Annotated in this window: 19 protein-coding genes; 11 read left to right on the top strand and 8 right to left on the bottom strand. The window is 65.9% G+C overall.

Annotated features, from left to right (window positions below; genetic code table 11):
* Positions 1 to 1531: methyl-accepting chemotaxis protein (locus ACEN88_RS06485; protein WP_413338055.1), on the bottom strand; the 1531-nt coding region annotated here is incomplete at its 3' end.
* Between the two features lie 259 nt (positions 1532 to 1790).
* Here ACEN88_RS06485 and ACEN88_RS06480 point away from each other — a divergent pair.
* The 4 genes from ACEN88_RS06480 to ACEN88_RS06465 all read left to right on the top strand — a co-directional run bounded on the left by ACEN88_RS06480 (position 1791) and on the right by ACEN88_RS06465 (position 5702).
* A complete protein-coding gene (locus ACEN88_RS06480; RefSeq protein WP_413338053.1) occupies positions 1791 to 2459 on the top strand; it encodes a glutathione S-transferase in 669 nt (222 codons plus the stop codon).
* A gap of 7 nt (positions 2460 to 2466) precedes the next feature.
* Positions 2467 to 3243 (top strand): 5'-3' exonuclease, encoded by a 777-nt coding sequence (locus ACEN88_RS06475; RefSeq protein WP_413338051.1) that lies wholly within the window; start codon positions 2467 to 2469, stop codon positions 3241 to 3243.
* 13 nt (positions 3244 to 3256) lie between these two features.
* Entirely contained in the window at positions 3257 to 3640 is a 384-nt protein-coding gene (locus ACEN88_RS06470) for a response regulator (protein WP_056123907.1), read from the top strand.
* Positions 3641 to 3914: 274 nt separating this feature from the next.
* Positions 3915 to 5702 (top strand): putative bifunctional diguanylate cyclase/phosphodiesterase, encoded by a 1788-nt coding sequence (locus tag ACEN88_RS06465; RefSeq protein WP_413338049.1) that lies wholly within the window; start codon positions 3915 to 3917, stop codon positions 5700 to 5702.
* A gap of 166 nt (positions 5703 to 5868) precedes the next feature.
* Here the strand turns inward: ACEN88_RS06465 and ACEN88_RS06460 are convergent, their stop codons facing one another.
* The 3 genes from ACEN88_RS06460 to ACEN88_RS06450 form a co-directional block, all read right to left on the bottom strand.
* Complete coding sequence (locus ACEN88_RS06460; RefSeq protein ID WP_413338047.1) at positions 5869 to 6345, bottom strand: chemotaxis protein CheW; 477 nt, start codon at positions 6343 to 6345, stop codon at positions 5869 to 5871.
* 122 nt (positions 6346 to 6467) lie between these two features.
* Positions 6468 to 7577, bottom strand: coding sequence for a tRNA 2-thiouridine(34) synthase MnmA (gene mnmA / locus ACEN88_RS06455; protein WP_413338045.1), 1110 nt, complete (start codon positions 7575 to 7577; stop codon positions 6468 to 6470).
* 4 nt (positions 7578 to 7581) lie between these two features.
* On the bottom strand, positions 7582 to 8085 hold the full coding sequence (locus ACEN88_RS06450; RefSeq protein WP_413338043.1) for an NUDIX hydrolase: 504 nt from the start codon (positions 8083 to 8085) through the stop codon (positions 7582 to 7584).
* 246 nt (positions 8086 to 8331) lie between these two features.
* On the opposite strand from ACEN88_RS06450, the gene ACEN88_RS06445 reads away from it, so the two are divergent.
* Genes ACEN88_RS06445 through ACEN88_RS06435 form a run of 3 tightly spaced genes read left to right on the top strand, consistent with a single transcriptional unit; the run spans position 8332 to position 11268 of the window.
* The gene (locus tag ACEN88_RS06445) at positions 8332 to 9444 is read left to right on the top strand and encodes a Re/Si-specific NAD(P)(+) transhydrogenase subunit alpha (protein WP_413338041.1); all 1113 of its coding nucleotides are present in this window, start codon (positions 8332 to 8334) and stop codon (positions 9442 to 9444) included.
* Positions 9445 to 9460: 16 nt separating this feature from the next.
* Positions 9461 to 9814 carry an NAD(P) transhydrogenase subunit alpha gene (locus tag ACEN88_RS06440; protein WP_413338040.1) on the top strand — a complete coding sequence of 118 codons (354 nt, stop codon included), beginning with the start codon at positions 9461 to 9463 and terminating at the stop codon, positions 9812 to 9814.
* Positions 9811 to 11268 carry an NAD(P)(+) transhydrogenase (Re/Si-specific) subunit beta gene (locus ACEN88_RS06435; protein ID WP_413338038.1) on the top strand — a complete coding sequence of 486 codons (1458 nt, stop codon included), beginning with the start codon at positions 9811 to 9813 and terminating at the stop codon, positions 11266 to 11268. Before ACEN88_RS06440 ends, ACEN88_RS06435 begins: the two co-directional genes overlap by 4 nt.
* Here the strand turns inward: ACEN88_RS06435 and ACEN88_RS06430 are convergent, their stop codons facing one another.
* From ACEN88_RS06430 to ACEN88_RS06415, 4 genes are read right to left on the bottom strand one after another with little or no spacing between them, the layout of a single operon-like run.
* Complete coding sequence (locus ACEN88_RS06430) at positions 11269 to 12453, bottom strand: FAD-dependent monooxygenase (protein ID WP_413338036.1); 1185 nt, start codon at positions 12451 to 12453, stop codon at positions 11269 to 11271.
* Positions 12446 to 13792, bottom strand: a complete 1347-nt coding sequence (gene pepP / locus ACEN88_RS06425) for a Xaa-Pro aminopeptidase (RefSeq protein WP_413338034.1) — start codon at positions 13790 to 13792, stop codon at positions 12446 to 12448. The genes ACEN88_RS06430 and pepP overlap by 8 nt, the downstream gene beginning before the upstream one ends.
* A complete protein-coding gene (gene murU, locus ACEN88_RS06420) occupies positions 13792 to 14517 on the bottom strand; it encodes an N-acetylmuramate alpha-1-phosphate uridylyltransferase MurU (protein ID WP_413338032.1) in 726 nt (241 codons plus the stop codon). Before murU ends, pepP begins: the two co-directional genes overlap by 1 nt.
* A 10-nt stretch (positions 14518 to 14527) precedes the next feature.
* On the bottom strand, positions 14528 to 15586 hold the full coding sequence (locus ACEN88_RS06415) for an aminoglycoside phosphotransferase family protein (protein WP_413338031.1): 1059 nt from the start codon (positions 15584 to 15586) through the stop codon (positions 14528 to 14530).
* 312 nt (positions 15587 to 15898) lie between these two features.
* Between ACEN88_RS06415 and ACEN88_RS06410 the strand changes: the two genes are divergently transcribed.
* The 4 genes from ACEN88_RS06410 to rsmA form a co-directional block, all read left to right on the top strand.
* The gene (locus ACEN88_RS06410; protein ID WP_413338029.1) at positions 15899 to 18160 is read left to right on the top strand and encodes an LPS-assembly protein LptD; all 2262 of its coding nucleotides are present in this window, start codon (positions 15899 to 15901) and stop codon (positions 18158 to 18160) included.
* 46 nt (positions 18161 to 18206) lie between these two features.
* A complete protein-coding gene (locus ACEN88_RS06405; RefSeq protein WP_413338027.1) occupies positions 18207 to 19616 on the top strand; it encodes a peptidylprolyl isomerase in 1410 nt (469 codons plus the stop codon).
* Entirely contained in the window at positions 19617 to 20663 is a 1047-nt protein-coding gene (pdxA, locus tag ACEN88_RS06400) for a 4-hydroxythreonine-4-phosphate dehydrogenase PdxA (protein WP_413338025.1), read from the top strand. It begins immediately after the preceding gene.
* A 4-nt stretch (positions 20664 to 20667) separates the two neighbouring features.
* On the top strand, positions 20668 to 21256 hold a 589-nt coding region (gene rsmA, locus ACEN88_RS06395), incomplete at its 3' end, for a 16S rRNA (adenine(1518)-N(6)/adenine(1519)-N(6))-dimethyltransferase RsmA (RefSeq protein ID WP_413338023.1).

Below are 21256 nucleotides of genomic sequence, written 5' to 3'. Positions count from 1 at the left end.
GCGCCAGGGTGCGCACCTCGCCCGCGACGACGGCGAAGCCGCGGCCCTGTTCGCCCGCGCGCGCGGCTTCCACGGCTGCGTTCAGCGCGAGGATATTGGTCTGGAAGGCGATGCCGTCGATGACGCCGATGATCTCGGAAATCTTGCGCGAGCTTTGCGTGATGGCGCCCATCGTGCGCACGACTTCCGCCACGACGGCGCCGCCTTTCTCGGCCGACTGCGCCGTCTCGGACACGAGGCGGTTCGCTTCCATCGCATGCTCGGCGTTGTGGCGCACGGTGGTCGTCAATTCTTCCATCGCGGCCGCCGTCTCTTCGATGCTCGACGCCTGCGCTTCCGTGCGCGCCGACAGGTCCAGGTTGCCGCGTGCGATTTCCTCGGTCGCGTCGGCGATCACATGGCTGCTGTCGCGCACCTTGCCGATCGTGCCGCTCAGCGAGCCGACGAAGCGGTTGAACGCCTGCGCCAGCTTGCCGACTTCGTCCTCGCCGTCGGCCTGCAGACGGCGGCTCAGGTCACCTTCACCGTCGGCGATCTCGCCCAGCATGCCGGCCGCGCCCATCACCGGCGCCGAGATGGCGCCCGCGACGAACCAGATCGCGGCGAGACCGACGGCACCGCCGACGAGCGCCGCAACGATGGCGGACACCGCGGCCGTCTGTCCGATGTTGCCGAGCACTTCGGCCTCCGGCACCTCGGCCACGACGTACAGGTTCAGCTCCGGCACATACGACGAGGCGACGAACTGGCGGCCCGCCGGCGCGTCGTAGCGCGCGGAGGCAAAGGCCTGCTTGCCCAGCAGCGAACGTACGAGTTCGGGCGTGAAGCCGGCCTGCTTGTCGAGGGTGTGGCGACCGTCGAGCAGGCTGCGGTCGCGGTGGACCAGCAGCGTGCCGTCGGTGCTCACCAGGTAGACGTAGCCGGATTTGCCGAGGCGGTAGTTGCGGATGCTGTTCGCCAGCGCTTCGGCAGAGAGGCCCAGGCCGGCGACCGCCAGCTTGCCGCCCGGCGTCTGCACGCGCGCGTCGATGAACAGCATGTAGACGCCCGTGGTGCCATCCTTGTCCAGGTTGAGCGAATAGGACACGCCGCTGTCGAGGAATTTCTTGAACCACGCATCCTTGTCCGACTTCTTGTCGATCATGCGGTCGAGGCCCTTTTCGGTGAAGTATTTCGACGTCGTGTCCGACACCCATAACACGGTGGCCGCATGGTTGGCGTCCTGCAGGCGCTTGGACTGCGCGGTCCACGCGGCGAGGCCGTCGTCCGGATTGCCGGCGTCTTCCCACGCCTGCAGGAAGGTGTTGTTCGCCAGCGTCTGCGAGATCGCGGCGGGCTCCGCGATCTGGCGCTGGATGTCGTTGCGGATGGCGCTGACCTGGGCCGGCAATTCATTGTCGACGACGCGCTCGCGCATCTGCGCGCTCGTCATCGAAATGGACAAGGTGGAGGAAATGGCGATGAAGACGAGCAGGCACACGCCCATGCTGAGCATGAGCTTGCTGCGGATGCCGAGTTGACGAAAGTTCATGAGCGTGAATTGATTTGTGGAAAGTCACATGGAGTGTAATCAGGGAAGCGTTGGATGAAGCCCGTAATTCGTGAACTTCGTCAAATTTCATGCCTTGACGCGGCATCTCTACAACGTTCTTTTATAGTCTTGTAAATGGTCAGGGAGCTGATCTTTCCAGCGATATATGGGCTATCTTCCCTTGAGTATGTTGTCGGTTTGCTTCTTGTCCGCACGCAAGAATGCTAAGCTACCGCCTTTCCCATCCCGGTACACGCTGATGATCGTCGTCCATCACCTGAACAACTCGCGCTCCCAGCGCATCCTGTGGCTGCTGGAAGAACTGGGCCTGGACTACGAGATCAGGAAATACCAGCGCGATCCGAAGACGATGCTGGCGCCGCCCGAACTGCGCGCCGTGCACCCGCTCGGCAAGTCGCCCGTGATCCAGGACGGCGACACGATCGTGGCCGAATCGGGCGCGATCGTCGAATACCTCGTCGACCGCTACGCCCCCGCATTGGCACCGAAGCCCGGCACGCCCGAGCGGCTGCGCTACACGTACTTCCTGCACTACGCGGAAGGCTCGGCGATGCCGCCGCTGCTGTTGAAACTCGTGTTCGACCAAGTGGAGAAGAGCCCGGCGCCGTTCTTCGTGCGCCCGATCGCCAAGGCCATCGCGAACAAGGTCAAGAGCAGCTACGTGCTGCCGCAGATCCGCCAGCACCTGGCGTACCTGGAGGGAGAATTAAGCACGCGCACGTGGTTCGCGGGCGACGAGTTTTCCGCCGCCGACATCCAGATCAGCTTTCCGCTGGAAGCCGCAGCCGCGCGCGGAGGATTGGATGCACAATATCCGAACCTCGTCGCCTTCCTCGACAAGATCCACGCGCGCCCGGCCTACAAGCGCGCGCTCGAACGCGGCGGGCAATACGACTTTGTAAAGTAAGAGATACATGGCGAAGCTGCTGGCCATCGACGGCCTGAACATCGTGCGGCGCGTGTACGAGGCGAGTCCCGAGCCGGACTCCGACCTCAAGGCGAGCATCGCCCTGCGCCACGCGTTCTCGTCGTTCCGCAACCTGCTGGAAGCGCATGCGCCCACGCACGTGCTGGCCGCGTTCGACTACGGCGGCGCCACATGGCGGCACGCGCTGTATCCGCGCTACCGGGAAGGTCGGGCGCCCATGCCGGGCGTGCTGCGCGAGGCGCTGCCGGCATTCCACGACCGCCTGCGCAGCGTCGGGCTGCACGTACTGATGCTGCCCGAGGTCGAGGCCGACGACGTGATCGGCACGGGCGTGATGCGCTGGCTGGCGGAAGGGCGCGGCGACGCCGTCGTCGCCACCACCGACAAGGACCTGCACCCGCTGATCGCGCACGGCGCGCTCGTGTGGGATCATTTCAAGGGCGAGTGGCACGACGACGCCTGGGTGCGCAACAAGTTCGGCGTCGCGCCCGAGCGCCTGCACGACCTGCTGGCGCTGATGGGCGACCCGACCGACGGCGTGCCGGGCGTGTCGAAGATCGGCATGAAGACGGCGGCGCGGCTGCTGAATGCGTACGGCGACCTGGACGCTGTCATGGCCGGCGCCGGCATCCTCAAGACGCCGCTGGGCGAACGCCTGCGCGCGGAGCGCGAGATCCTCGAGGTGTCGCGCAAGCTGGTACAACTGAAGACCGACGTGCGGCTGGGCGTCACGTGGAACATGCTGGCCTACGAGTCAGACTGAAGAAAGGAAATCGATGCTCAAGGCGATCATCGTCGACGGCAGCGCGGTGGCGCGCGGCCTCCTCAACACGGTGCTGACGGACGGCGGCTACGACGTGGCCGGCCAGGCCCATACGGCGGCGGCCGGGTTCGCGCTCGCGCTCAGGCACCAGCCGCACATCTTCTGCATCGCGCGCGAACAGTTCGAGGATGGCCGGGAAGCCGTCGACCAGCTGCGCGCGCAACTGCCCAAGACGCTGATCTTCATGGTCTCGGGCTCGCTCGACGCACCCGCCATCCAGGCCGCGGTCGCGGCCGGCGTGCACGGCTTCATCGTCAAGCCGTTCAAGGCCGACACGGTGCTGCGCACGATCCGCAATACCGTCATCTCCATCGTCAAGAAGCACCGCGGGCCTTGACCTTCAGGTTCGGCGCCGCGGCTCGCGGTCCAGCTCGCACAGCGTGCCGAGGGCGTGGCCGCCCGCATCGGCCAGCGGCACGCCGGCGTAGAAGCGCACGGCATTCTCCTTGCATGTGTGTCACTCATCCAAAAAATTGACGGATTTGATTTGTTGCTTTCCCGCGTATTCGGCAAGTATTTGATTATATGACCGAATTATTTATTGACCACAGGAAATTTGCCGATCAGAATCCAATGAATTAGTCAAATCCGTCAAATCACTGAAGGCAACCATGCCCCTGACCCACCTCCGCCCGCGTGGCGAAGCCGCCCGTCTCGATGTGTTGCGCAAGCTGAACCTGCTCGACACGCCCCCGAGCGAGGCCTTCGACCGCATCACCCGCATGGCCGCCCAGTTGTTCGGGCTGCCCATCGCGGCCGTGTCGCTGACGGACAGCAACCGCCAGTGGTTCAAGTCGCGCGTGGGCGTCGAGCGCGACTCGATCCCGCGCATGAAGGCGCCGTGCGGGCAGGTGGCCGACGAGCGCGCGCTGCTGGTCATCGAGGACCTGCAGCTGGAAGCGTGCTATCACGACAGCGTGCTGGCCGCGTCGGGCGTGCGTTTCTACGCGGGCGCGCCGCTCGTCACGCACGACGGCTGGTGCCTGGGCGCGATGTGCGTGCTGGGCCCGAGCCCGCGCACGATCACGGACGCCGAGCGCGTGGCGCTGACCGACCTCGCGGCGATGGTGATGGAACAGATCGAGCTGCAGCATGCGCTGGGCCGCGTCGACGCCGTCAGCGGCCTGCCGAACCGCACGCAGTTCCTCGACGATTTCAAGGACCTCAACATGGACAGCCCGCGTGGCGAACACCGCCTCGCCGCGCTCGTGAACCTGGCGAGCCCGGAGCAGCTGGGCAACGCGATGCGCGCGATGGGGGCGTCCTACCAGGACGAGATCGTCGGCGAGGCCGTGCGCATGCTGGACTCGACGATCGGCAAAACGGGTACCGTGTACCACATCGGCGCGACGGAATTCGCCTTTGTCGCGCCGGCCGGCACCGAGCTGGATGGGTTCTGCGCGGACCTGGAAGACTGGCTGCGCCAGCGCGCGCAATCGGTGACGTCGCGCTTCGTGACGACGGCGACGGTGGGCGTCGTGCCGTTCCAGATCGGCCCCACCGCGTGCGCGGACCTGCTGCGCAACCTGCACTCGGCGGCGCACCACGCGTTCGAGATGGACCGCGGCGTGTCCGTGTTCTCGCGGGAGCAGGACGCCGTGTACCGGCGCCGCTTCTGGCTCATCAACGAATTCGGCGCGGCGCTCGAGAACAGCGGCCAGCTGCGGCTCGTGTACCAGCCCAAGGTCGACCTGGACAGCGGCGCGTGCATCGGCGCGGAAGCGCTGCTGCGCTGGACGCATCCGACGTTCGGCGACGTGTCGCCGGCCGAGTTCATTCCCATCGTCGAGCAGACGTCGATGGTGCGCGCGACCACGCGCTGGGTCGTGGAGACGGCGCTGCGCCAGCTGGCGGCGTGGTGGGAAGCGGGTATCGAACTGCAGGTGGCCGTCAACGTGTCGGTCGTGAACCTGCTGGAGCCGGACTTCTGCGAGCGCATCGTCGACGGCCTGCGCCGCCACGGCCTGCCGGCATCGAGCCTCGCGCTGGAGATCACGGAGAGTGCGCTGATGAAGAACCCGCGGCTGGCCGAGGCCACCCTGCAGGCGCTGGATGCGGCCGGCGTGCGGCTCGCGATCGACGATTTCGGCACGGGCTACAGCAGCCTGGCCTATCTGCAAAGCCTGCCGGCGCAGGTGGTCAAGATCGACCAGTCGTTCGTGCGCGGTATCGAACGGGACGAGCGCAAGCGCTCACTGGTGGCGGCGATGATCAAGCTGTCGCACGACCTGGGGCACCGCGTGGTGGCGGAAGGCGTGGAGACGGCGGATGTCGTGGATGTGCTGAAGGAGGTGGATTGCGACGAAGCGCAGGGCTATCTGTATGCGCGGCCCCTGGCGCCGCAGGCGTTCGTGCAGTGGGTGGAAAAACGCGGCAAGGCGGAACTCGCTACCGCCTGAACGTCACCCCCGCGGAGCGAGGGGCCAGGTTTTGCGCGTATCGAAACGCATGCAGGGACGTCGCCCCCGCGGAGGCGGGGGCCCAGGTTTTGCGCGTATCGAAACGCATGCAGGGATTGGATCCCCGCCTGCGCGGGGATGACGGTTTTGAAGTTGCGTGCAGGTTTTACGCCGCGTCCTTCGCCGCCGCCAGCAACCCCATCTCTTCCGACCCGAGCAGCTTGTCGATATCGAGCAGGATGAGCATGCGCTCGTCGACGGTGCCCAGCCCGCGCAGGTATTCGCCCGACACGGTGGCGCCCAGGTCCGGGGCCGGCTTGATCTGGTCCGGCGTCAGCGTGACGACGTCCGAGACGCTGTCCACCACCATGCCGATCGTGTGCTTGTTGATGTTCAGGACGATCACGACGGTGAACGCGTCATAGGTCGGCGCGCCCACGTTGAACTTGATGCGCATGTCGACGATCGGCACGATGCTGCCGCGCAGGTTGACGACGCCCTTCAGGTACTCGGGCGCGTTGGCGATGCGCGTGACGGCGTCGTAGCCGCGGATTTCCTGGACCTTCAGGATGCTGATGGCGTATTCCTCGCCGCCCAGGCGGAACGACAGCACTTCGGTCGCGTTGTTGATGTCTTCAGCCATGATATCCCTCGCTAATTTCCATGTGGCAATATAACGAGAGATTACGACATTTTTGTGTCAGATACGATGGGCAAATGACAATCGCGCACAAAAATGCCGCAACTGCGGGATGGACGCAACAATCAGACGGCGCTCGCCGTATCGATGATGCCGCCGCCCAGGCAGACGTCGCCGTCGTACAGCACGGCCGACTGGCCCGGCGTCACGGCCCATTGCGGGTCGGTGAAGTCGAGCGTGAAGCGATCGAGGCCTTCCGGCGTCACCGTGCACGGCACGTCGGCCTGGCGGTAGCGCGTCTTGGCCGACAGTGGACGGGGCTCCGGAGGTGCGCCCGCGATCCAGCTGGCCTGGCCCGCGCCGAGACGCTCCGACAGCAGCCACGGGTGGTCGTGGCCCTGCACGATGTACAGCGTGTTGGTGGCGATGTCCTTGCGCGCCACGAACCACGGCTCGCTCGTGCCGTCCGCATTCTTGTGCGACTTCAGGCCGCCGATGCCGATGCCCTTGCGCTGGCCCAGCGTGTAGAACGACAGGCCCACGTGCTCGCCCACGGTCTGGCCGTTATCGAGTTTCATCGGGCCCGGCCTGTGCTGCAGGTAGCGCCCGAGGAATTCGCGGAACGGGCGCTCGCCGATGAAGCAGATGCCGGTCGAATCCTTTTTCGCCGCGTTCGGCAGGTTCAGCTTTTCCGCGATCTTGCGCACTTCCGTCTTGGCGATCTCGCCCAGCGGGAACAGCGATTTCGACAACTGCGCCTGGTTCAGGCGGTGCAGGAAGTAGCTCTGGTCCTTGGTCGAATCGAGCGCTTTCAACAGCTCGAACTTGCCGGTCGAGACGTTCTGGCGCACGCGCGCATAGTGCCCGGTCGCGATCAAATCGGCGCCCAGCTTCATCGCGTGGTCGAGGAAGGCCTTGAACTTGATCTCGGCGTTGCACAGCACGTCCGGGTTCGGCGTGCGGCCGGCCTGGTACTCGCGCAGGAATTCCGCGAACACGCGGTCCTTGTATTCGGCGGCGAAGTTGACCGCCTCGATGTCCACGCCGACGACGTCGGCCACGCTGGCCGCGTCGATCCAGTCCTGGCGCGTGGAACAGTATTCGGAATCGTCGTCGTCTTCCCAGTTCTTCATGAACAGGCCGACGACTTCATAGCCCTGTTCCTTCAACATCCAGGCCGCGACCGAGGAGTCGACGCCGCCCGACATCCCGATCACGACTTTCTTTTTGTGCATAGCTTCAGGTTACGTCCGGTTTGATGGTTAGCCCGCTGTTATACACCGAGTGGTCCGTGTACAGCAGGTCCAGCGGGGTGCGCTTGCCCGCCAGGTAATCGTCCACGCAGCGCAGCACGATGGGGCTGCGGTGGCGCTCCTGGCACGCGGCCAGTTCGTCGCGCGTGAGCCACAGCGTGCGCAGGATGCCGTGGTCCAGAGCCTGGTCGTACTGCCTGCCGGCCTTGCCGCAGAACGTGAAGCGCAAATACGTCACGTCGTGCCCGCGCGATTTCGAGTGGTAACGCGACAGATACATGCCGACGAGGGCTTCCGGGATGAACTCGTGCGCCGTCTCTTCCATCGCCTCGCGGATCACCGCCTGTTCAAGCGATTCGTGGGGGTCGAGGTGGCCGGCGGGCTGGTTCAGGCGGATGCCGTCGCTGGTTTCTTCTTCGATCAACAGAAAGCGGCCATCGCGCTCGATGATCGCGGCGACGGTGACTGACGGTCTGAAGGTATGGGTCATGCGCGTCCTTGTAGTGAGCCGACATTCTACCTTGATGGAACGTGCGTTGCTCGGGCGCACGCTGCGCCGCAACAGTTCGAGTCAAGGAAACTTATTGATATAAGACAAAACGAGGCGAGATTTGTCTAGGTTGCAATGGTATGAGCTATGAAAATCGCTTATCTGTTTCTGAAAAACCACTATCTGTATTGATCGGGTGTATTACATGCTAGATTGTAGACAGTTAATTAACTACACGGAGGCATCATGAGAATTGGTGTGCCGGCCGAATCGAGGCCGGGCGAAACGCGTGTCGCAGCAACTCCCGAAACCGTCAAGAAGCTGGCCGCCCAGCACGAAGTCATCGTGCAGTCGGGCGCCGGCCTTCATGCTGCCGCGATCGATGATGCCTATGCCGCCGCCGGCGCCCGCATCGGGACCGCGGCGGAAGCGCTCGGGGCCGACCTCGTCCTGAAAGTACGTAGTCCGAACGCGGAAGAGCGTGCGCTGATGACGCCGGGCGCCGCCCTCGTCGGCATGCTCAATCCGTTCGATACCGACAACCTGGCCGCGCTGGCCCAGCAGCGCATCACGTCGTTCGCGCTCGAAGCGGCGCCCCGGATCACGCGCGCCCAGTCGATGGACGTGCTGTCGTCGCAGGCCAATATCGCCGGCTACAAGGCGGTGATGATGGCCGCCAACGCGTACCAGCGCTTCATGCCGATGCTCATGACTGCCGCCGGCACCGTGAAAGCGGCGCGCGTGCTGATCATGGGCGTGGGCGTCGCCGGCTTGCAGGCCATCGCGACCGCCAAGCGCCTGGGCGCCGTCATCGAGGCCTCCGACGTGCGTCCGCCCGTGAAGGAACAGGTGGAATCGCTGGGCGCCAAGTTCATCGACGTGCCGTTCCTCACGGACGAGGAACGCGAGATCGCGAAAGGTGTCGGCGGCTATGCGCGCCCGATGCCGGCCGACTGGATGCGCCGCCAGGCGGAACTCGTGCACGAGCGCGCGAAGCTGGCGGACATCGTCATCACGACCGCGCTGATCCCGGGCCGCAAGGCGCCCGTGCTCATCGCGGAAGAGACGGTGCGCGCGATGAAACCGGGCTCCGTGATCGTCGACATGGCCATCGAACAGGGCGGCAACTGCCCGCTGACGGAACTCGGCAAGACGGTCGTCAAGCATGGCGTGACGATCATCGGCGAGCCGAACCTGCCGGCGCTGGTCGCGGCCGACGCGTCGGCCCTGTACGCGCGCAACGTGCTGGACTTCCTGAAGCTCGTGATCGACAAGGACGGGAAACTCGTCATCGACCGCGAGGACGAGATCGTGCGCGCGGTGCTGGTCGCCATCGATGGCGACGTGTTACGCAAATAGAAGGGGAGGGGACGCCATGGAAATCAGCCATACCATCATCAACCTGATCATCTTCGTGCTGGCGATCTACGTCGGCTACCACGTGGTGTGGACCGTCACGCCCGCGCTGCACACGCCGCTGATGGCGGTGACGAACGCCGTATCGGCCATCATCATCGTCGGCGCCATGCTGGCGGCCGGCCTGACGGAAGGCCTGACGGGGCAAGTTGCCGGCACCATCGCCGTCGCGCTGGCCGCCGTGAACGTGTTCGGCGGCTTCCTCGTGACCCAGCGCATGCTGGAGATGTTCAAGAAGAAGGAACCGAAAGCGAAGGGGCTGCCTGCCGCGAAGGATGCCGCCGGCGCCGTCCATGCCAAGGAGGCCGCATGAACATGATCAGCATGAACGTCGTGACGCTCTTGTACCTCGTGGCGTCCGTGTGCTTCATCCAGGCCTTGAAGGGTTTGTCCTCGCCGTCGACCGCGCGCATGGGCAACGCGTTCGGCATGACGGGCATGGGCATCGCCGTCATCACGACCATCGCCCTGATGTTCAAGCTGAAGGAGCAGATGCAGACGGGCGGCATGGGCTTCGGCCTCGTGCTGCTCGGCGTCGTGGTCGGCGGGGCGATCGGTGCCGTGGCAGCGAAGCGCGTCGAGATGACCAAGATGCCGGAGCTGGTCGCCGCGATGCACTCGCTGATCGGGCTCGCCGCGGTGTGCATCGCCATCGCGGCCGTGTCGGAGCCGTGGGCTTTCAACATCGCCGCGCGCGGCGAAGGGCTCCCGTTCGGCAACCGGTTGGAACTCTTCATCGGCACGTTCGTCGGCGCCGTCACGTTCTCCGGTTCCGTGATCGCGTTCGGCAAGCTGGCCGGCAAATACAAATTCCGGCTGTTCCAGGGCGCGCCCGTGCGCTACCCGGGCCAGCACATGATCAACCTGGTCGTCGCCCTCGCCATCGTCGGCCTGGGCCTCGCGTTCTGCTTTTCGGACGGCGCGGCACCGGCATGGACGCCATACATCGTGATGGCCGTGCTGTCGTTCATCCTGGGCGTGCTGATCATCATCCCGATCGGCGGCGCGGACATGCCCGTCGTCGTGTCGATGCTGAACTCGTACTCCGGCTGGGCGGCGGCCGGCATCGGCTTCTCGCTCAACAACTCGATGCTGATCATCGCGGGCTCGCTGGTGGGCTCGTCGGGTGCGATCCTGTCGTACATCATGTGCAAGGCGATGAACCGCTCGTTCTTCAACGTGATCCTGGGCGGCTTCGGCGGCGAGGCGGTAGCGGCAGATACCGGCGGCGCGAAGGAACAGCGCCCCGTCAAATCGGGCTCGCCGGAAGACGCGGCGTTCATCCTGCAGAACGCGGAATCCGTCATCATCGTGCCGGGCTACGGTCTCGCCGTGGCGCGCGCCCAGCACACGGTGAAGGAGCTGGTCGACAAGCTGACGGAACACGGCGTGCAGGTGCGCTACGCGATCCACCCGGTGGCGGGCCGCATGCCGGGCCACATGAACGTGCTGCTGGCGGAAGCGGAAGTCCCGTACGACCAGGTCGCGGAGATGGAAGACATCAACGGCGAATTCGGCCAGACGGACGTGGTGCTCGTGCTGGGTGCGAACGACGTTGTAAACCCGGCCGCGAAGGATCCGAAATCGCCGATCGCGGGGATGCCGATTCTCGAGGCCTACAAGGCCAAGAGCATCATCGTCAACAAGCGGTCGATGGCGTCCGGGTATGCGGGGCTGGACAACGATCTCTTCTATCAGCCGAACACGATGATGGTGTTCGGCGATGCGAAGAAGGTCATTGAATCGATGGTGAAGGCGGTCGAGTGATTACCTGCGGCCGAACATCATCAGTTCGGCCAGCAGCATCCGCGCCGGTTTCATTGTGTCCAGCGCCGCAAGCGCGAGCCCGAACAGCGGCTGCAGCGGCCCCGTATCCGCGAACACGCGCGCCATCGCATCCGTCGTGCGGATGATGGCGCCGCGGTCGCGCGCACGTTCCTCGGCGAAGCGGAACAACGCGTCCGCGATGCCTCCGCCCTGCTCGATCCCGTGCGCCAAGGATCGAGCCAATAAGCGCGCGAGCACGGCCGCATCGCGCAGGCCGAGATTCAGTCCCTGGCCCGCGACCGGATGCAGCGTTTGCGCCGCGTTGCCGATCGCGACCGTGCGCGCCGAGAAGCGCGGATCCGCATTCAGCCCGAGCGGAAACGCCGCCCGTTCCGATGCGCGCGTAAAGGTGCCGAGACGTTCGCCGAACGCGTCGCCCAGCTGGCGCAGGAATTCAGGCTCGCCCAGGTCCAGCAACTGCTGCGCGCGTTCCGGCCGCACGCACCACACGAGCGCATATTGGTGGCCATCGGGGCCGTCCTGCGGCAGCAGCGCGAGCGGGCCTTCGTCCGTGAAGCGTTCGAAGGCGCGGTGCGGTATGCCCTGGCTGCACGACACGCGCGCGATGACCGCGGTTTGCACGTAGTCGCGCCGCCGGGTGCGTTCCGCCTGTTCGCCGAACACGCCGCCTTCGGCCTGCACGGCCACCTTCGCATGGAGTTTGCGGCCATCGTCCAGGTCGAGCACGACGCCGTCGCGGTCTTCGACGAGCGCCGTCACGCGCACGGGGCGCAAGGTCTGCACGCCCGCGCGGTCGCAGGCGCGCACCAGCGCGTCGACGACGTCGCCGTAGCGCGCCACATAGCCCAGCGCGTCGACATCGTGTTCGGCGCGGTCCATCAGGCTGCGGCCCAGGTGGCCGCGGCGCGACACGTGGATCTGGTGGATCGGCGTCGCGTGCGGCTGCACGTTGGCCCACGCGCCCACGTCGACGAGCAGCTGGCGGCTGCCCCACGACAGCGCGATCGAGCGCGGATCGGAGATCGCCTGGCCCAGCGCCTTCGCATCGACGAGCGCGATGCGCTTCGGTTCGACCCCGCGGCGCGCCATCAATGCGGCCAGCGCGAGGCCGACCGGGCCGGCGCCGCAGATCGCGACATCGACGGACAGAGTGTCTTCAGCCATGCGTGGTCCCCACGATCGCTTCGATCTCGGCAACCGACTTCGGCGCGGACGCCGTCAGCAAACGGTAGCCGTCCCTGGTCACGACGACGTCGTCCTCGATGCGGATGCCGATGTGCCAGAAGCGTTCCGGCACGCCGTCGGCCGGGCGCACGTAGATGCCCGGTTCCACCGTCACGACCATGCCTTCCTGCAGCGGCCGCGAGGGCTTGTCGGCCTGCGTCACGTCACGGTAGGCGCCCACGTCGTGCACGTCCATGCCGAGCCAGTGGCCCGTGCCGTGCATGTAGAACGGGACGTGGGCCTTGTCGGCAATGGCGTCGTCGACGGTGGCGTATTTCGTCTTGTCGATGAGGCCCAGGTCCAGCATGCCCTGCACGAGCACGCGCAGCGCCGCTTCGTGGAAGGCGCTGTACGGCCGGCCCGGCGCGATGGCCTTGAACGCCGCGTCCTGCGCCGCCAGTACGAGCTCGTAGAGTGTCCTCTGGGCGTCCGTGAAGCGTCCATTCACCGGGAACGTGCGGGTGATGTCGGATGCGTAGCCATCCAGCTCGCAGCCGGCGTCGATCAGCACGAGATCGCCGTCCTGCATCTGCCGGTCATTGACGTTGTAATGCAGGATGCAGGCGTTCGGACCGGATGCCACGATGGGCGTGTAGGCCGGGAACTGGGCGCCGTGCTTGCGGAAGGCGTACAGCAGTTCCGCTTCCAGTTCGTATTCGAACATGCCGGGCTGCGCCGCGCGCATCGCGCGTGCGTGCGCGCCGCCCGAGATCTCGCCGGCGCGCAGCATCAGCGCCTGTTCGTCGGCGTCCTTGATCAACCGCATTTCGTCCAGCAGCGGCAGCAGGTTGACGACCGTGTCGGGCGCCGTCGTGCCGGTGCGGCCTTGCGCGCGCACGGCCTTGATCCAGCCGGTCACCTGCGCATCGAGCGCCGCGTTCGACGCCACCGCGTAGTACAGCGCGGGCGCGTTGGCGAGGATGCGCGCCATGTGCGTATCGAGTTCGCCGATGGGATAGGCGTCGTCGAAACCGAACGCCGTGCGCGCCGCTTCCGGGCCGTGGCGGTAGCCGTCCCAGATCTCGCGTTCGACGTTCTTCTCGCGGCAGAACAGGATGGCGCGGGCCGGCTTGTCGCCGTGCGCGGCGACGAGTACCAGCACGCTTTCCGGCTCCGCGAAGCCGGTCAGGTAGTAGAACGAACTGTCGTGGCGGTAGGGATAGTCGCTGTCGCCGTTGCGCAGGACTTCCGGCGCGGTGGGCAGCACGGCCACGCTGCCGGGCTGCATCTGCGCGGCCAGGCGCGCGCGCCGTTTCCCGTACTGTGCCGCATCGTCCATCAGGCGCCCGCCTTTGAAACGGAGCCCGGTGGCGCGTTGAGTTCTTCCAGCTGGCGCACGGTGCCCACGTTGACCCATTGGCCATCGTAGATCTCGCCGCCCACGCGACCCTGATCAATGAACTTGCGCATCAGCGGGCCGAATTTCAGGAACTCGCCCGCCTTGATCCCGTCAAACATTTCAGGGCGATAGACGCCGATGCCGGCGAAATTCCACTTCGGGTTGCCGTCGTTGGACAAGGTGTACATCGTGAGGCCGAAGTCGCCGTCCGGGTTGTGCCACGGGTTCGGCGTCAGGTACAGCCAGGCGATGTCGCGCTTCTCGGTCGGAATGAGCTGGCCGACGGCGTCGTGGTCCTTCAGCACGTCCAGGACTTGCTCGAAGTCGAAGTAGGGCGCGTAGATGTCGCCGGAGACGGCCAGGAACGGTTCGTCGCCGAGCAGGTGCAGGGCGTTGGCGATGCCGCCGGCCGTTTCCAGCGGCGTCGGCTCGTGCGAGTAGACGATGCGCGCGCCGTAGCGGCTGCCGTCACCCAGCTCTTCCTCGATCATGTGGCCGAGGTGGGAATGGTTGATGACGATGTCCTTGATGCCGGCGCGCACGAGGTTCAGCACGTGCCAGGTGATGAGGGGACGGCCCCGCACCTTGAGCAGGGGCTTGGGGCAGGTGTCGGTCAGCGGACGCATCCGCTCGCCGCGGCCCGCGGCGAAGATCATGGCTTTCATCGGCTTGTCTTCAGAAGGTGTAGCCGACCTGCGGCGCCTTGTCCTCGAGCGCGTCGAGCAGGCGCAGGAGCGGCTTGAGTTCGGTGTAGCGGTTGGCGGTCTTGCGCACGTAATCGATTACCGTGGGCAGGTCGCCCAGGTAGTGGGATTTGCCGTCGCGGTAGTTCAGGCGGCAGAAGATGCCGAGGATTTTCAGGTGGCGCTGCAGGGCCATGTATTCGAAGTCGCGGTAGAACGCGTCGATGTCCGGATTGACGGGCAGGCCGACCTGCTTCGCGCTTTGCCAGTAACGCACGACCCAGTCCAGCACGAATTCCTCGTCCCACTGGATGTAGGCGTCGCGCAGCAGCGAGGCCAGGTCGTAGGTGACGGGGCCATAGACGGCGTCCTGGAAATCCAGCACGCCCGGGTTGCCCTGGTCGAGGAACATCAGGTTGCGCGAATGGAAATCGCGGTGCATGTAGACCTGCTGTTGCGCCAGCACGTTCGCCGTGATCGCCTCGAACACTTTATCCAGCTGGGCGCGCTGGATGTCGTTCAGCCTGGCGCCCAGGTGGCGTTCGATGAACCACTCGGGGAACAGGTTCAGCTCGCGCAGGACGAACGCGCGGTCGAATTCCGGCAGCACGCCGGCCTGGCTCGTCATCTGGAACTTGATCAGGGCGTCGATGGCGTCCGAATACATGAACGGCGCGTTGTCGACGTCCAGGCGCTGCAAATAGGTCGTCGTGCCGAGGTCGGACAGCAGCAGGAAGCCGGTTTCCACGTTGCGGGCCACGATGGCGGGCACGGTGACGCCGGCGTCGCGCAGCAGGCCGTCGACGTGGATGAACGCGGGCACGTTTTCGCGCTCCGGCGGGGCGTCCATGGCGATGAGCGTATCACCCAGCTTGTCGCGTAGCGCCGGCACAACATCGAGGCGGAAGTAGCGGCGGAAACTCGCGTCGGCCGCCGCGGGGCGCAGGCTGGCGACGTCGACCAGGTCCAGCGGGACGAGCCATTCGGTCAGCTGGGCGAGGCGGGCATCCTTGTCGGAGGCGGAGGGAGCGTGTTGAGGCGAAGAAGACATGAAGCGTCCCGGTGAACGGGTTCGTGACTGGTTGGTAAGTTTGCCCATGCGCGGGCAGGGCGGTTCGGGTGTAATGATACGTCATTTGCACCCGCATCGGACCATCCGGGGCTAAGGTGGGAAAGATCCCATTGTTAAAATTGTATCTATCGGTAAAAATCATTTCTCTTTGAAAATCAAAGGGTTATGGTCCACCGTCGCGCTTCCAAAGTATTACCGTTGGGCCGACTAACGCGACCGTGCCGCACGAATTCCCCTATAATAAGGGATTCAATCCAAACAATCGCCCTCCATGGTGCAACGCGATCTTTCATGAGCTGGATGACGGCCCTACCATTCCCGCGGCGGCGAACTGCCGCCGCTGTGTCCGCCCTCGTGGCCGTGGCCGCGGGACCGCTGTATGCGCAAACGGCGACACCGGCTGCCCCCCGCACCGACGAGCAGGACCTGCCGATCACGATGCGCGCCGAGTCGTTCAGCGGCCGCCCGGACCGCATCCTGAACATGGAGCGCAACGTCGAGATCACGCGCGGCGCCACCGGCGTCACGGCGGACACGGCGTGCTACCGCCGCGTCGAGGACGAGGTCACGGCCGAGGGCCACATCACGATGTGGCGCTTCGGCGACCGCTACAAGGGCGACGCCCTGCAGCTGAACCTGGAAACTGGTAAAGGCTGGGTGCTGCATCCCGAATATCGTCTGGTGATGAACAATGCGCAGGGCAAGGCGCAGCGCATCAACTTCCTGGGCGAGGACCAGGCCGTCGTCGTCGACGGCACGTACAGCACGTGCGAAGGCCCCGATCCGGACTGGTATCTTAAATCCAGCACGCTGCGCCTGGACCAGGGCCGCGACGTCGGCACGGCCGGCAAGACGATCATCTATTTCAAGGACGTGCCCATCATCGGCACGCCCGCGCTGTCGTTCTCGCTGTCGGGCGCGCGCCGCTCCGGCTGGCTGCCGCCGACGATCGGCGTCGGCTCCAAGGGTTCGGCCGAGCTGATGGTGCCGTATTACGTCAACATCGCGCCCAACCGCGACCTGACGCTGTTCCCGCGCTACATCTTCGCGCGCGGCCTGCAACTGGGCGCGACGGGGCGCTACATGGGCGAGACCGACCGCGGTCCGTACCACGGCGAGACGCACGTCGAATACCTCGCGAACGACCGGCTGGCGCACCGCAATCGCTGGTGGGTCGACACGCTGCACAACCAGTACCTGGACTCCAACTGGACGTTCGGCTGGAACGCGCACGCGGCGTCCGACAACGAATACCCGTCCGACTTCTCGCGCACCGTGGCGGCCAGCGCCGAGCGCCAGCTGCTGCGCGAACTGCGCACGGACTACTACGGCCAGTACTGGAACCTGACGGCGCGCGTGCAGAGCTACCAGGTGCTGCAGGACCCGGGTGCCGTCGCGAATCCGGACCTGACCGTGGCCACGCCGTACAACCGCCTGCCGACGATTAACTTCCACGCCGGCCGCTACGACGTGCTGGGCGGTTTCGACTGGGCGGTGGACGCGGAGGCGACGCGCTTCACGCACCCGGACGACAAGCAGGTGCAGGGCGACCGCGCCAACATGGTCGCGCAGGTGAGCTATCCGTGGGTGCATCCGGGCTGGTTCGTCACGCCCAAGCTGATGCTGCACGCGACGCAGTACAACCTGACGCACAACGCAGTCGGCGCGGACGACAAGATCTCGCGCGTGCTGCCCACGTTCTCGCTGGACAGCGGCCTCGTATTCGAGCGCAAGACGTCGTTGTTCGGGCCGGACGGCACGCAGACGCTGGAGCCGCGCTTGTTCTACGTGCGCACGCCGTACAAGAACCAGGACGACATCCCGAACTTCGACACGGGCGTCGCCGGTTTCAACTACGCCCAGCTGTTCACGGAAAACCGCTTCGTCGGTGCCGACAAGGTGTCGGATGCGAACCAGCTGACGGCGGCGATCGTGTCGCGCTTCATCGAGTCCAACGGCGCCGAACGCCTGCGCCTCGCGGTCGGCAGCCGCTATTACTTCACCGATCCGCGCGTGCGCCTGAACTCGAACGAGCAAAGCAACCAGACCCGCTCGGACGCGCTGGTCGCGGCGTCGGGCCGCATTTCGGAGTCGTGGACCTTCGACAGCGGCGTACAATACGATGCACAGGCGCGCAGCCTGTACAGCTCGAATGTCGGGGTGCAGTGGCAGCCGGCCCCGATGAAGGTGTTGAACCTCGAATACCGCTACCAGCGCGACACCTTCGGCATCGCCAACGGCTTCCGCAACGCCGACGTCTCGGGCCAGTGGCCGCTGTCGCAGCGGTGGTATGGTGTGACCCGGGTCAGCTACTCGGTGCGCGACCGCAAGCTGCTCGAGAGCCTCGTCGGGCTCGAGTACAAGGCGGATTGCTGGGTGTTCCGCATGGGCGCACAGCGCTTCGTGACCGCCGCGCAGAACGTCTCGACGACGAGCTTCTTCCAGCTCGAGCTGAACGGCCTGTCGCACCTGGGCTTCGGTAACCCGCTGGAGACTTTCAACAAGAGCATTCCCGGCTACACCCGGCTGAACACCAACGTCGGCCGCCCCTGACCGGGCCATGGACAACTAGATACCTGAAATGAGTGCTTTCCTGAATATGCGTACTACCCGTCTGTCTCCGCTCCGCCCGCACCAGCTCAAGCTCGCGGCGGTGCTGCTGTGCGCCCTCGCCACGGGCGATGTCCTGGCCCAGGCCAAGCCTGCAGCTCCGGCTGCGGCCCCTTCCACCAAGCCGGGCTCCGGCTTCCTGCCGCCGGCGTCCAGCAACGCCCACGTCATCGATTCCGTGTACGTGATCGTCAACGACGAAGTCATCACCAAGCGCGAAGTCGACCAGCGCATGGCCGAGATCGCGCAGCGCCTGAAGGCGCAGGGCGCCCAGATGCCGGCCGAGGAAGACCTGCGCCGCCAGGTCGTCGAAGCCATGATCACCGAGCGCGCCCAGCTGCAGCTGGCCAAGGAAATGGGCGTGCGCGTCGACGACACGACGCTCGACCGCGCCATCGGCCGCATCGCCGAAAACCAGAAGATGACCGTGCAGGACATGCGCAACGCGATGGAGAAGGACGGCCTGCCGTTCTCCCAGTTCCGCGAGCAGATCCGCAACGAGATCATGATGCAGCGCCTGATCGAGCACGAAGTCGACAGCAAGATCCAGGTCACCGACGCCGAGATCGACACGTACATGGCCGCCGAGAAGGCCGCCGCCGCCGACCGCGTGGAGATGGACATCTCGCAGATCCTCGTGCGCATCCCGGAAAACGCGTCGCCCGAACAGATCGCCGCCCGCAAGGCGCGCGCCGACGAAGTGGCGCGCCAGCTGCGCACGGGCGCCGACTTCGCCAAGATGGCCGCGACGTATTCCGATTCGCCGGACGCGCTGAAAGGCGGCTCCGTCGGCTGGCGCGACCCGGACCGCCTGCCTCCGATCTTCGCGAGCGAGCTGCACAAGCTGAAGCCGGGCCAGGTGACGCCGGTGATCCGCACCAACGTCGGCTTCCACATCATCAAGCTCGTCGACCAGCGCAAGCTGGCGGATGCGCAGAAGGCCGACCAGGCCGTCGTGCAGCAGACGCACGCGCGCCACATCCTGCTGAAGATCACGCCGACGCAGAGCGAGGACGACGCCCGCAAGAAGCTCACCGAGATCAAGCAGAAGATCGACAGCAAGCAGGCGACCTTCGAAGACATGGCGCGCCAGTACTCGAACGACGGTTCGGCCTCGAAGGGCGGCGACCTGGGCTGGCTGTTCCCGGGCGACGCGCTGCCGGAATTCGAGAACCCGATGAACGCCCTGAAGACGGGCGAGGTGTCTGGCGTCGTCAAGACCCCGTTCGGCCTGCACCTGATCCAGGTCGTCGAGCGCAAGTCGGAAGACGTGTCGAAGGAGAAGGAACGCGCGGCCGCGCGCCAGGTCCTCACCGACCGCAAGCGCCAGGAAGCGCTGGAAGACTGGAGCCGCCAGGTCCGCGACCGCGCGTACGTCGAGTTCCGCGAGGACAAGTAATTGGCCTCGAGTCCACGTCCCACGCTGGCGATCACGGTCGGCGAGCCGGCCGGCATCGGTCCGGAGATTTCGATCCGGGCCGCGTGGGCGCTGCGCGCCGACGCGCGCTGCGTGCTCGTGGGCGATGCCGCCTTCCTGTCCCTCACGGCGAGCCTGATCGACCCAGGCATCCGCCTGTCCGCGATCTCCACGCTGGCGCTGCGCCACAGCGGCCTGCCGCACTTCGGCCCGGACATCATCCCCGTCGTCGACGTGCCGCTCGACGCGCACGTCGTCCCGGGCAAGCTGGACGCCGCCAATGGCCGCGCCGTGCTGGCCACGCTCGATCTCGCGATCGAGGGTACGCAGGCCGGCTGGTGGGACGCCATCGTCACGGCGCCGCTGCAGAAAAGCACCATCAACGACGCGGGCGTCGCGTTTTCCGGCCACACGGAATACCTGGCCGAGAAGACGGCGACGCCCAGGGTCGTCATGATGCTCGCGGGCTCGCCCGGAGGCGATCAGCCTTACCTGCGCGTGGCGCTGGCCACGACGCACCTCCCTTTGAAAGACGTGCCGGCGGCGCTCACGCGTGACACCCTCACGCAGGTGCTGGATATCCTGCACGCGGACCTCGTGCGCAAGTTCGGCATCGCGACGCCGCGCATCCTCGTGACGGGCCTGAACCCGCACGCGGGCGAAAACGGCTATCTGGGCCGCGAAGAGATAGCCGTGATCACGCCCGTGCTGGAAGACGCCCGCACGCGCGGCATCGACGCGCGCGGCCCGTATCCGGCCGACACGCTGTTCCAGCCGAAGTACCTGCGGGACGCCGACGCGGTACTGGCCATGTACCACGACCAGGGCCTGCCCGTGCTCAAGTACGCGACGTTCGGCCGCGGCGTCAACATCACCCTCGGCCTGCCGCTGATCCGCACGTCCGTCGACCACGGCACGGCGCTCGACCTGGCCGCCAAAGGCCTCGGCGAGGCCGATTGCGGTAGCATGGAAGAGGCGATCCGCGTCGCCCTTTCGATGGTGCGCGCGCAACAGCAACAACCCGCATAAGACCATGAAACACGTAGCCCGCAAGCGCTTCGGCCAGAACTTCCTGACCGACGACCACGTCCTTCACGACATCATCGAAGGCATCAACCCCCGCCGCGGCGACACCATGGTCGAAATCGGCCCGGGCCTGGCCGCGATGACGGCGCTGCTGCTCAAGGAGCTCGACCACATGCACGTGGTCGAACTGGACCGCGACCTCGTCGCGCGCCTGGAAAAAGCGTATCCGCGCGAGCGGCTGACCATTCACTCGGGCGACGCGCTGAAATTCGATTTCGGCAGCATCCCCGTCCCGGAAGGGAAGAAGCTGCGCGTGGTGGGCAACCTGCCGTACAACATCTCCAGCCCGCTGCTGTTCCACCTGGCCGATTTCGCCCACCTCGTCGAGGACCAGCACTTCATGCTGCAGAAGGAAGTCGTCGAGCGCATGGTGGCGGAGCCGGGCACGAAAGCCTACGGCCGCCTGTCCGTGATGCTGCAGTGGCGCTACGACATGGCCATGCTGTTCGTCGTGCCGCCGACGGCATTCGATCCGCCGCCGCAAGTCGATTCCGCCATCGTGCGCATGGTGCCGACGAAGCGCCAGCTGCCGGCCG

The sequence above is a fragment of the Massilia sp. CT11-108 genome, from assembly GCF_047302915.1.
GTDB lineage: Bacteria > Pseudomonadota > Gammaproteobacteria > Burkholderiales > Burkholderiaceae_D > Telluria > Telluria orientalis.
This window is presented reverse-complemented; position numbering and strand designations above follow the sequence as displayed.

What these genes read in the sequence shown, in the direction of transcription:
- ACEN88_RS06435 (WP_413338038.1), top strand. Translation starts at nt 9,811, where the DNA reads ATGAACATGATCAGCATGAACGTCGTGACGCTCTTGTACCTCGTGGCG.
- ACEN88_RS06460 (WP_413338047.1), bottom strand. Translation starts at nt 6,345, where the DNA reads ATGGCTGAAGACATCAACAACGCGACCGAAGTGCTGTCGTTCCGCCTG.
- ACEN88_RS06470 (WP_056123907.1), top strand. Translation starts at nt 3,257, where the DNA reads ATGCTCAAGGCGATCATCGTCGACGGCAGCGCGGTGGCGCGCGGCCTC.
- ACEN88_RS06465 (WP_413338049.1), top strand. Translation starts at nt 3,915, where the DNA reads ATGCCCCTGACCCACCTCCGCCCGCGTGGCGAAGCCGCCCGTCTCGAT.
- ACEN88_RS06405 (WP_413338027.1), top strand. Translation starts at nt 18,207, where the DNA reads ATGCGTACTACCCGTCTGTCTCCGCTCCGCCCGCACCAGCTCAAGCTC.
- mnmA (WP_413338045.1), bottom strand. Translation starts at nt 7,577, where the DNA reads ATGCACAAAAAGAAAGTCGTGATCGGGATGTCGGGCGGCGTCGACTCC.
- murU (WP_413338032.1), bottom strand. Translation starts at nt 14,517, where the DNA reads ATGAAAGCCATGATCTTCGCCGCGGGCCGCGGCGAGCGGATGCGTCCG.
- pepP (WP_413338034.1), bottom strand. Translation starts at nt 13,792, where the DNA reads ATGGACGATGCGGCACAGTACGGGAAACGGCGCGCGCGCCTGGCCGCG.
- ACEN88_RS06450 (WP_413338043.1), bottom strand. Translation starts at nt 8,085, where the DNA reads ATGACCCATACCTTCAGACCGTCAGTCACCGTCGCCGCGATCATCGAG.
- ACEN88_RS06415 (WP_413338031.1), bottom strand. Translation starts at nt 15,586, where the DNA reads ATGTCTTCTTCGCCTCAACACGCTCCCTCCGCCTCCGACAAGGATGCC.
- ACEN88_RS06430 (WP_413338036.1), bottom strand. Translation starts at nt 12,453, where the DNA reads ATGGCTGAAGACACTCTGTCCGTCGATGTCGCGATCTGCGGCGCCGGC.
- ACEN88_RS06480 (WP_413338053.1), top strand. Translation starts at nt 1,791, where the DNA reads ATGATCGTCGTCCATCACCTGAACAACTCGCGCTCCCAGCGCATCCTG.
- ACEN88_RS06475 (WP_413338051.1), top strand. Translation starts at nt 2,467, where the DNA reads ATGGCGAAGCTGCTGGCCATCGACGGCCTGAACATCGTGCGGCGCGTG.
- ACEN88_RS06410 (WP_413338029.1), top strand. Translation starts at nt 15,899, where the DNA reads ATGAGCTGGATGACGGCCCTACCATTCCCGCGGCGGCGAACTGCCGCC.
- ACEN88_RS06445 (WP_413338041.1), top strand. Translation starts at nt 8,332, where the DNA reads ATGAGAATTGGTGTGCCGGCCGAATCGAGGCCGGGCGAAACGCGTGTC.
- ACEN88_RS06440 (WP_413338040.1), top strand. Translation starts at nt 9,461, where the DNA reads ATGGAAATCAGCCATACCATCATCAACCTGATCATCTTCGTGCTGGCG.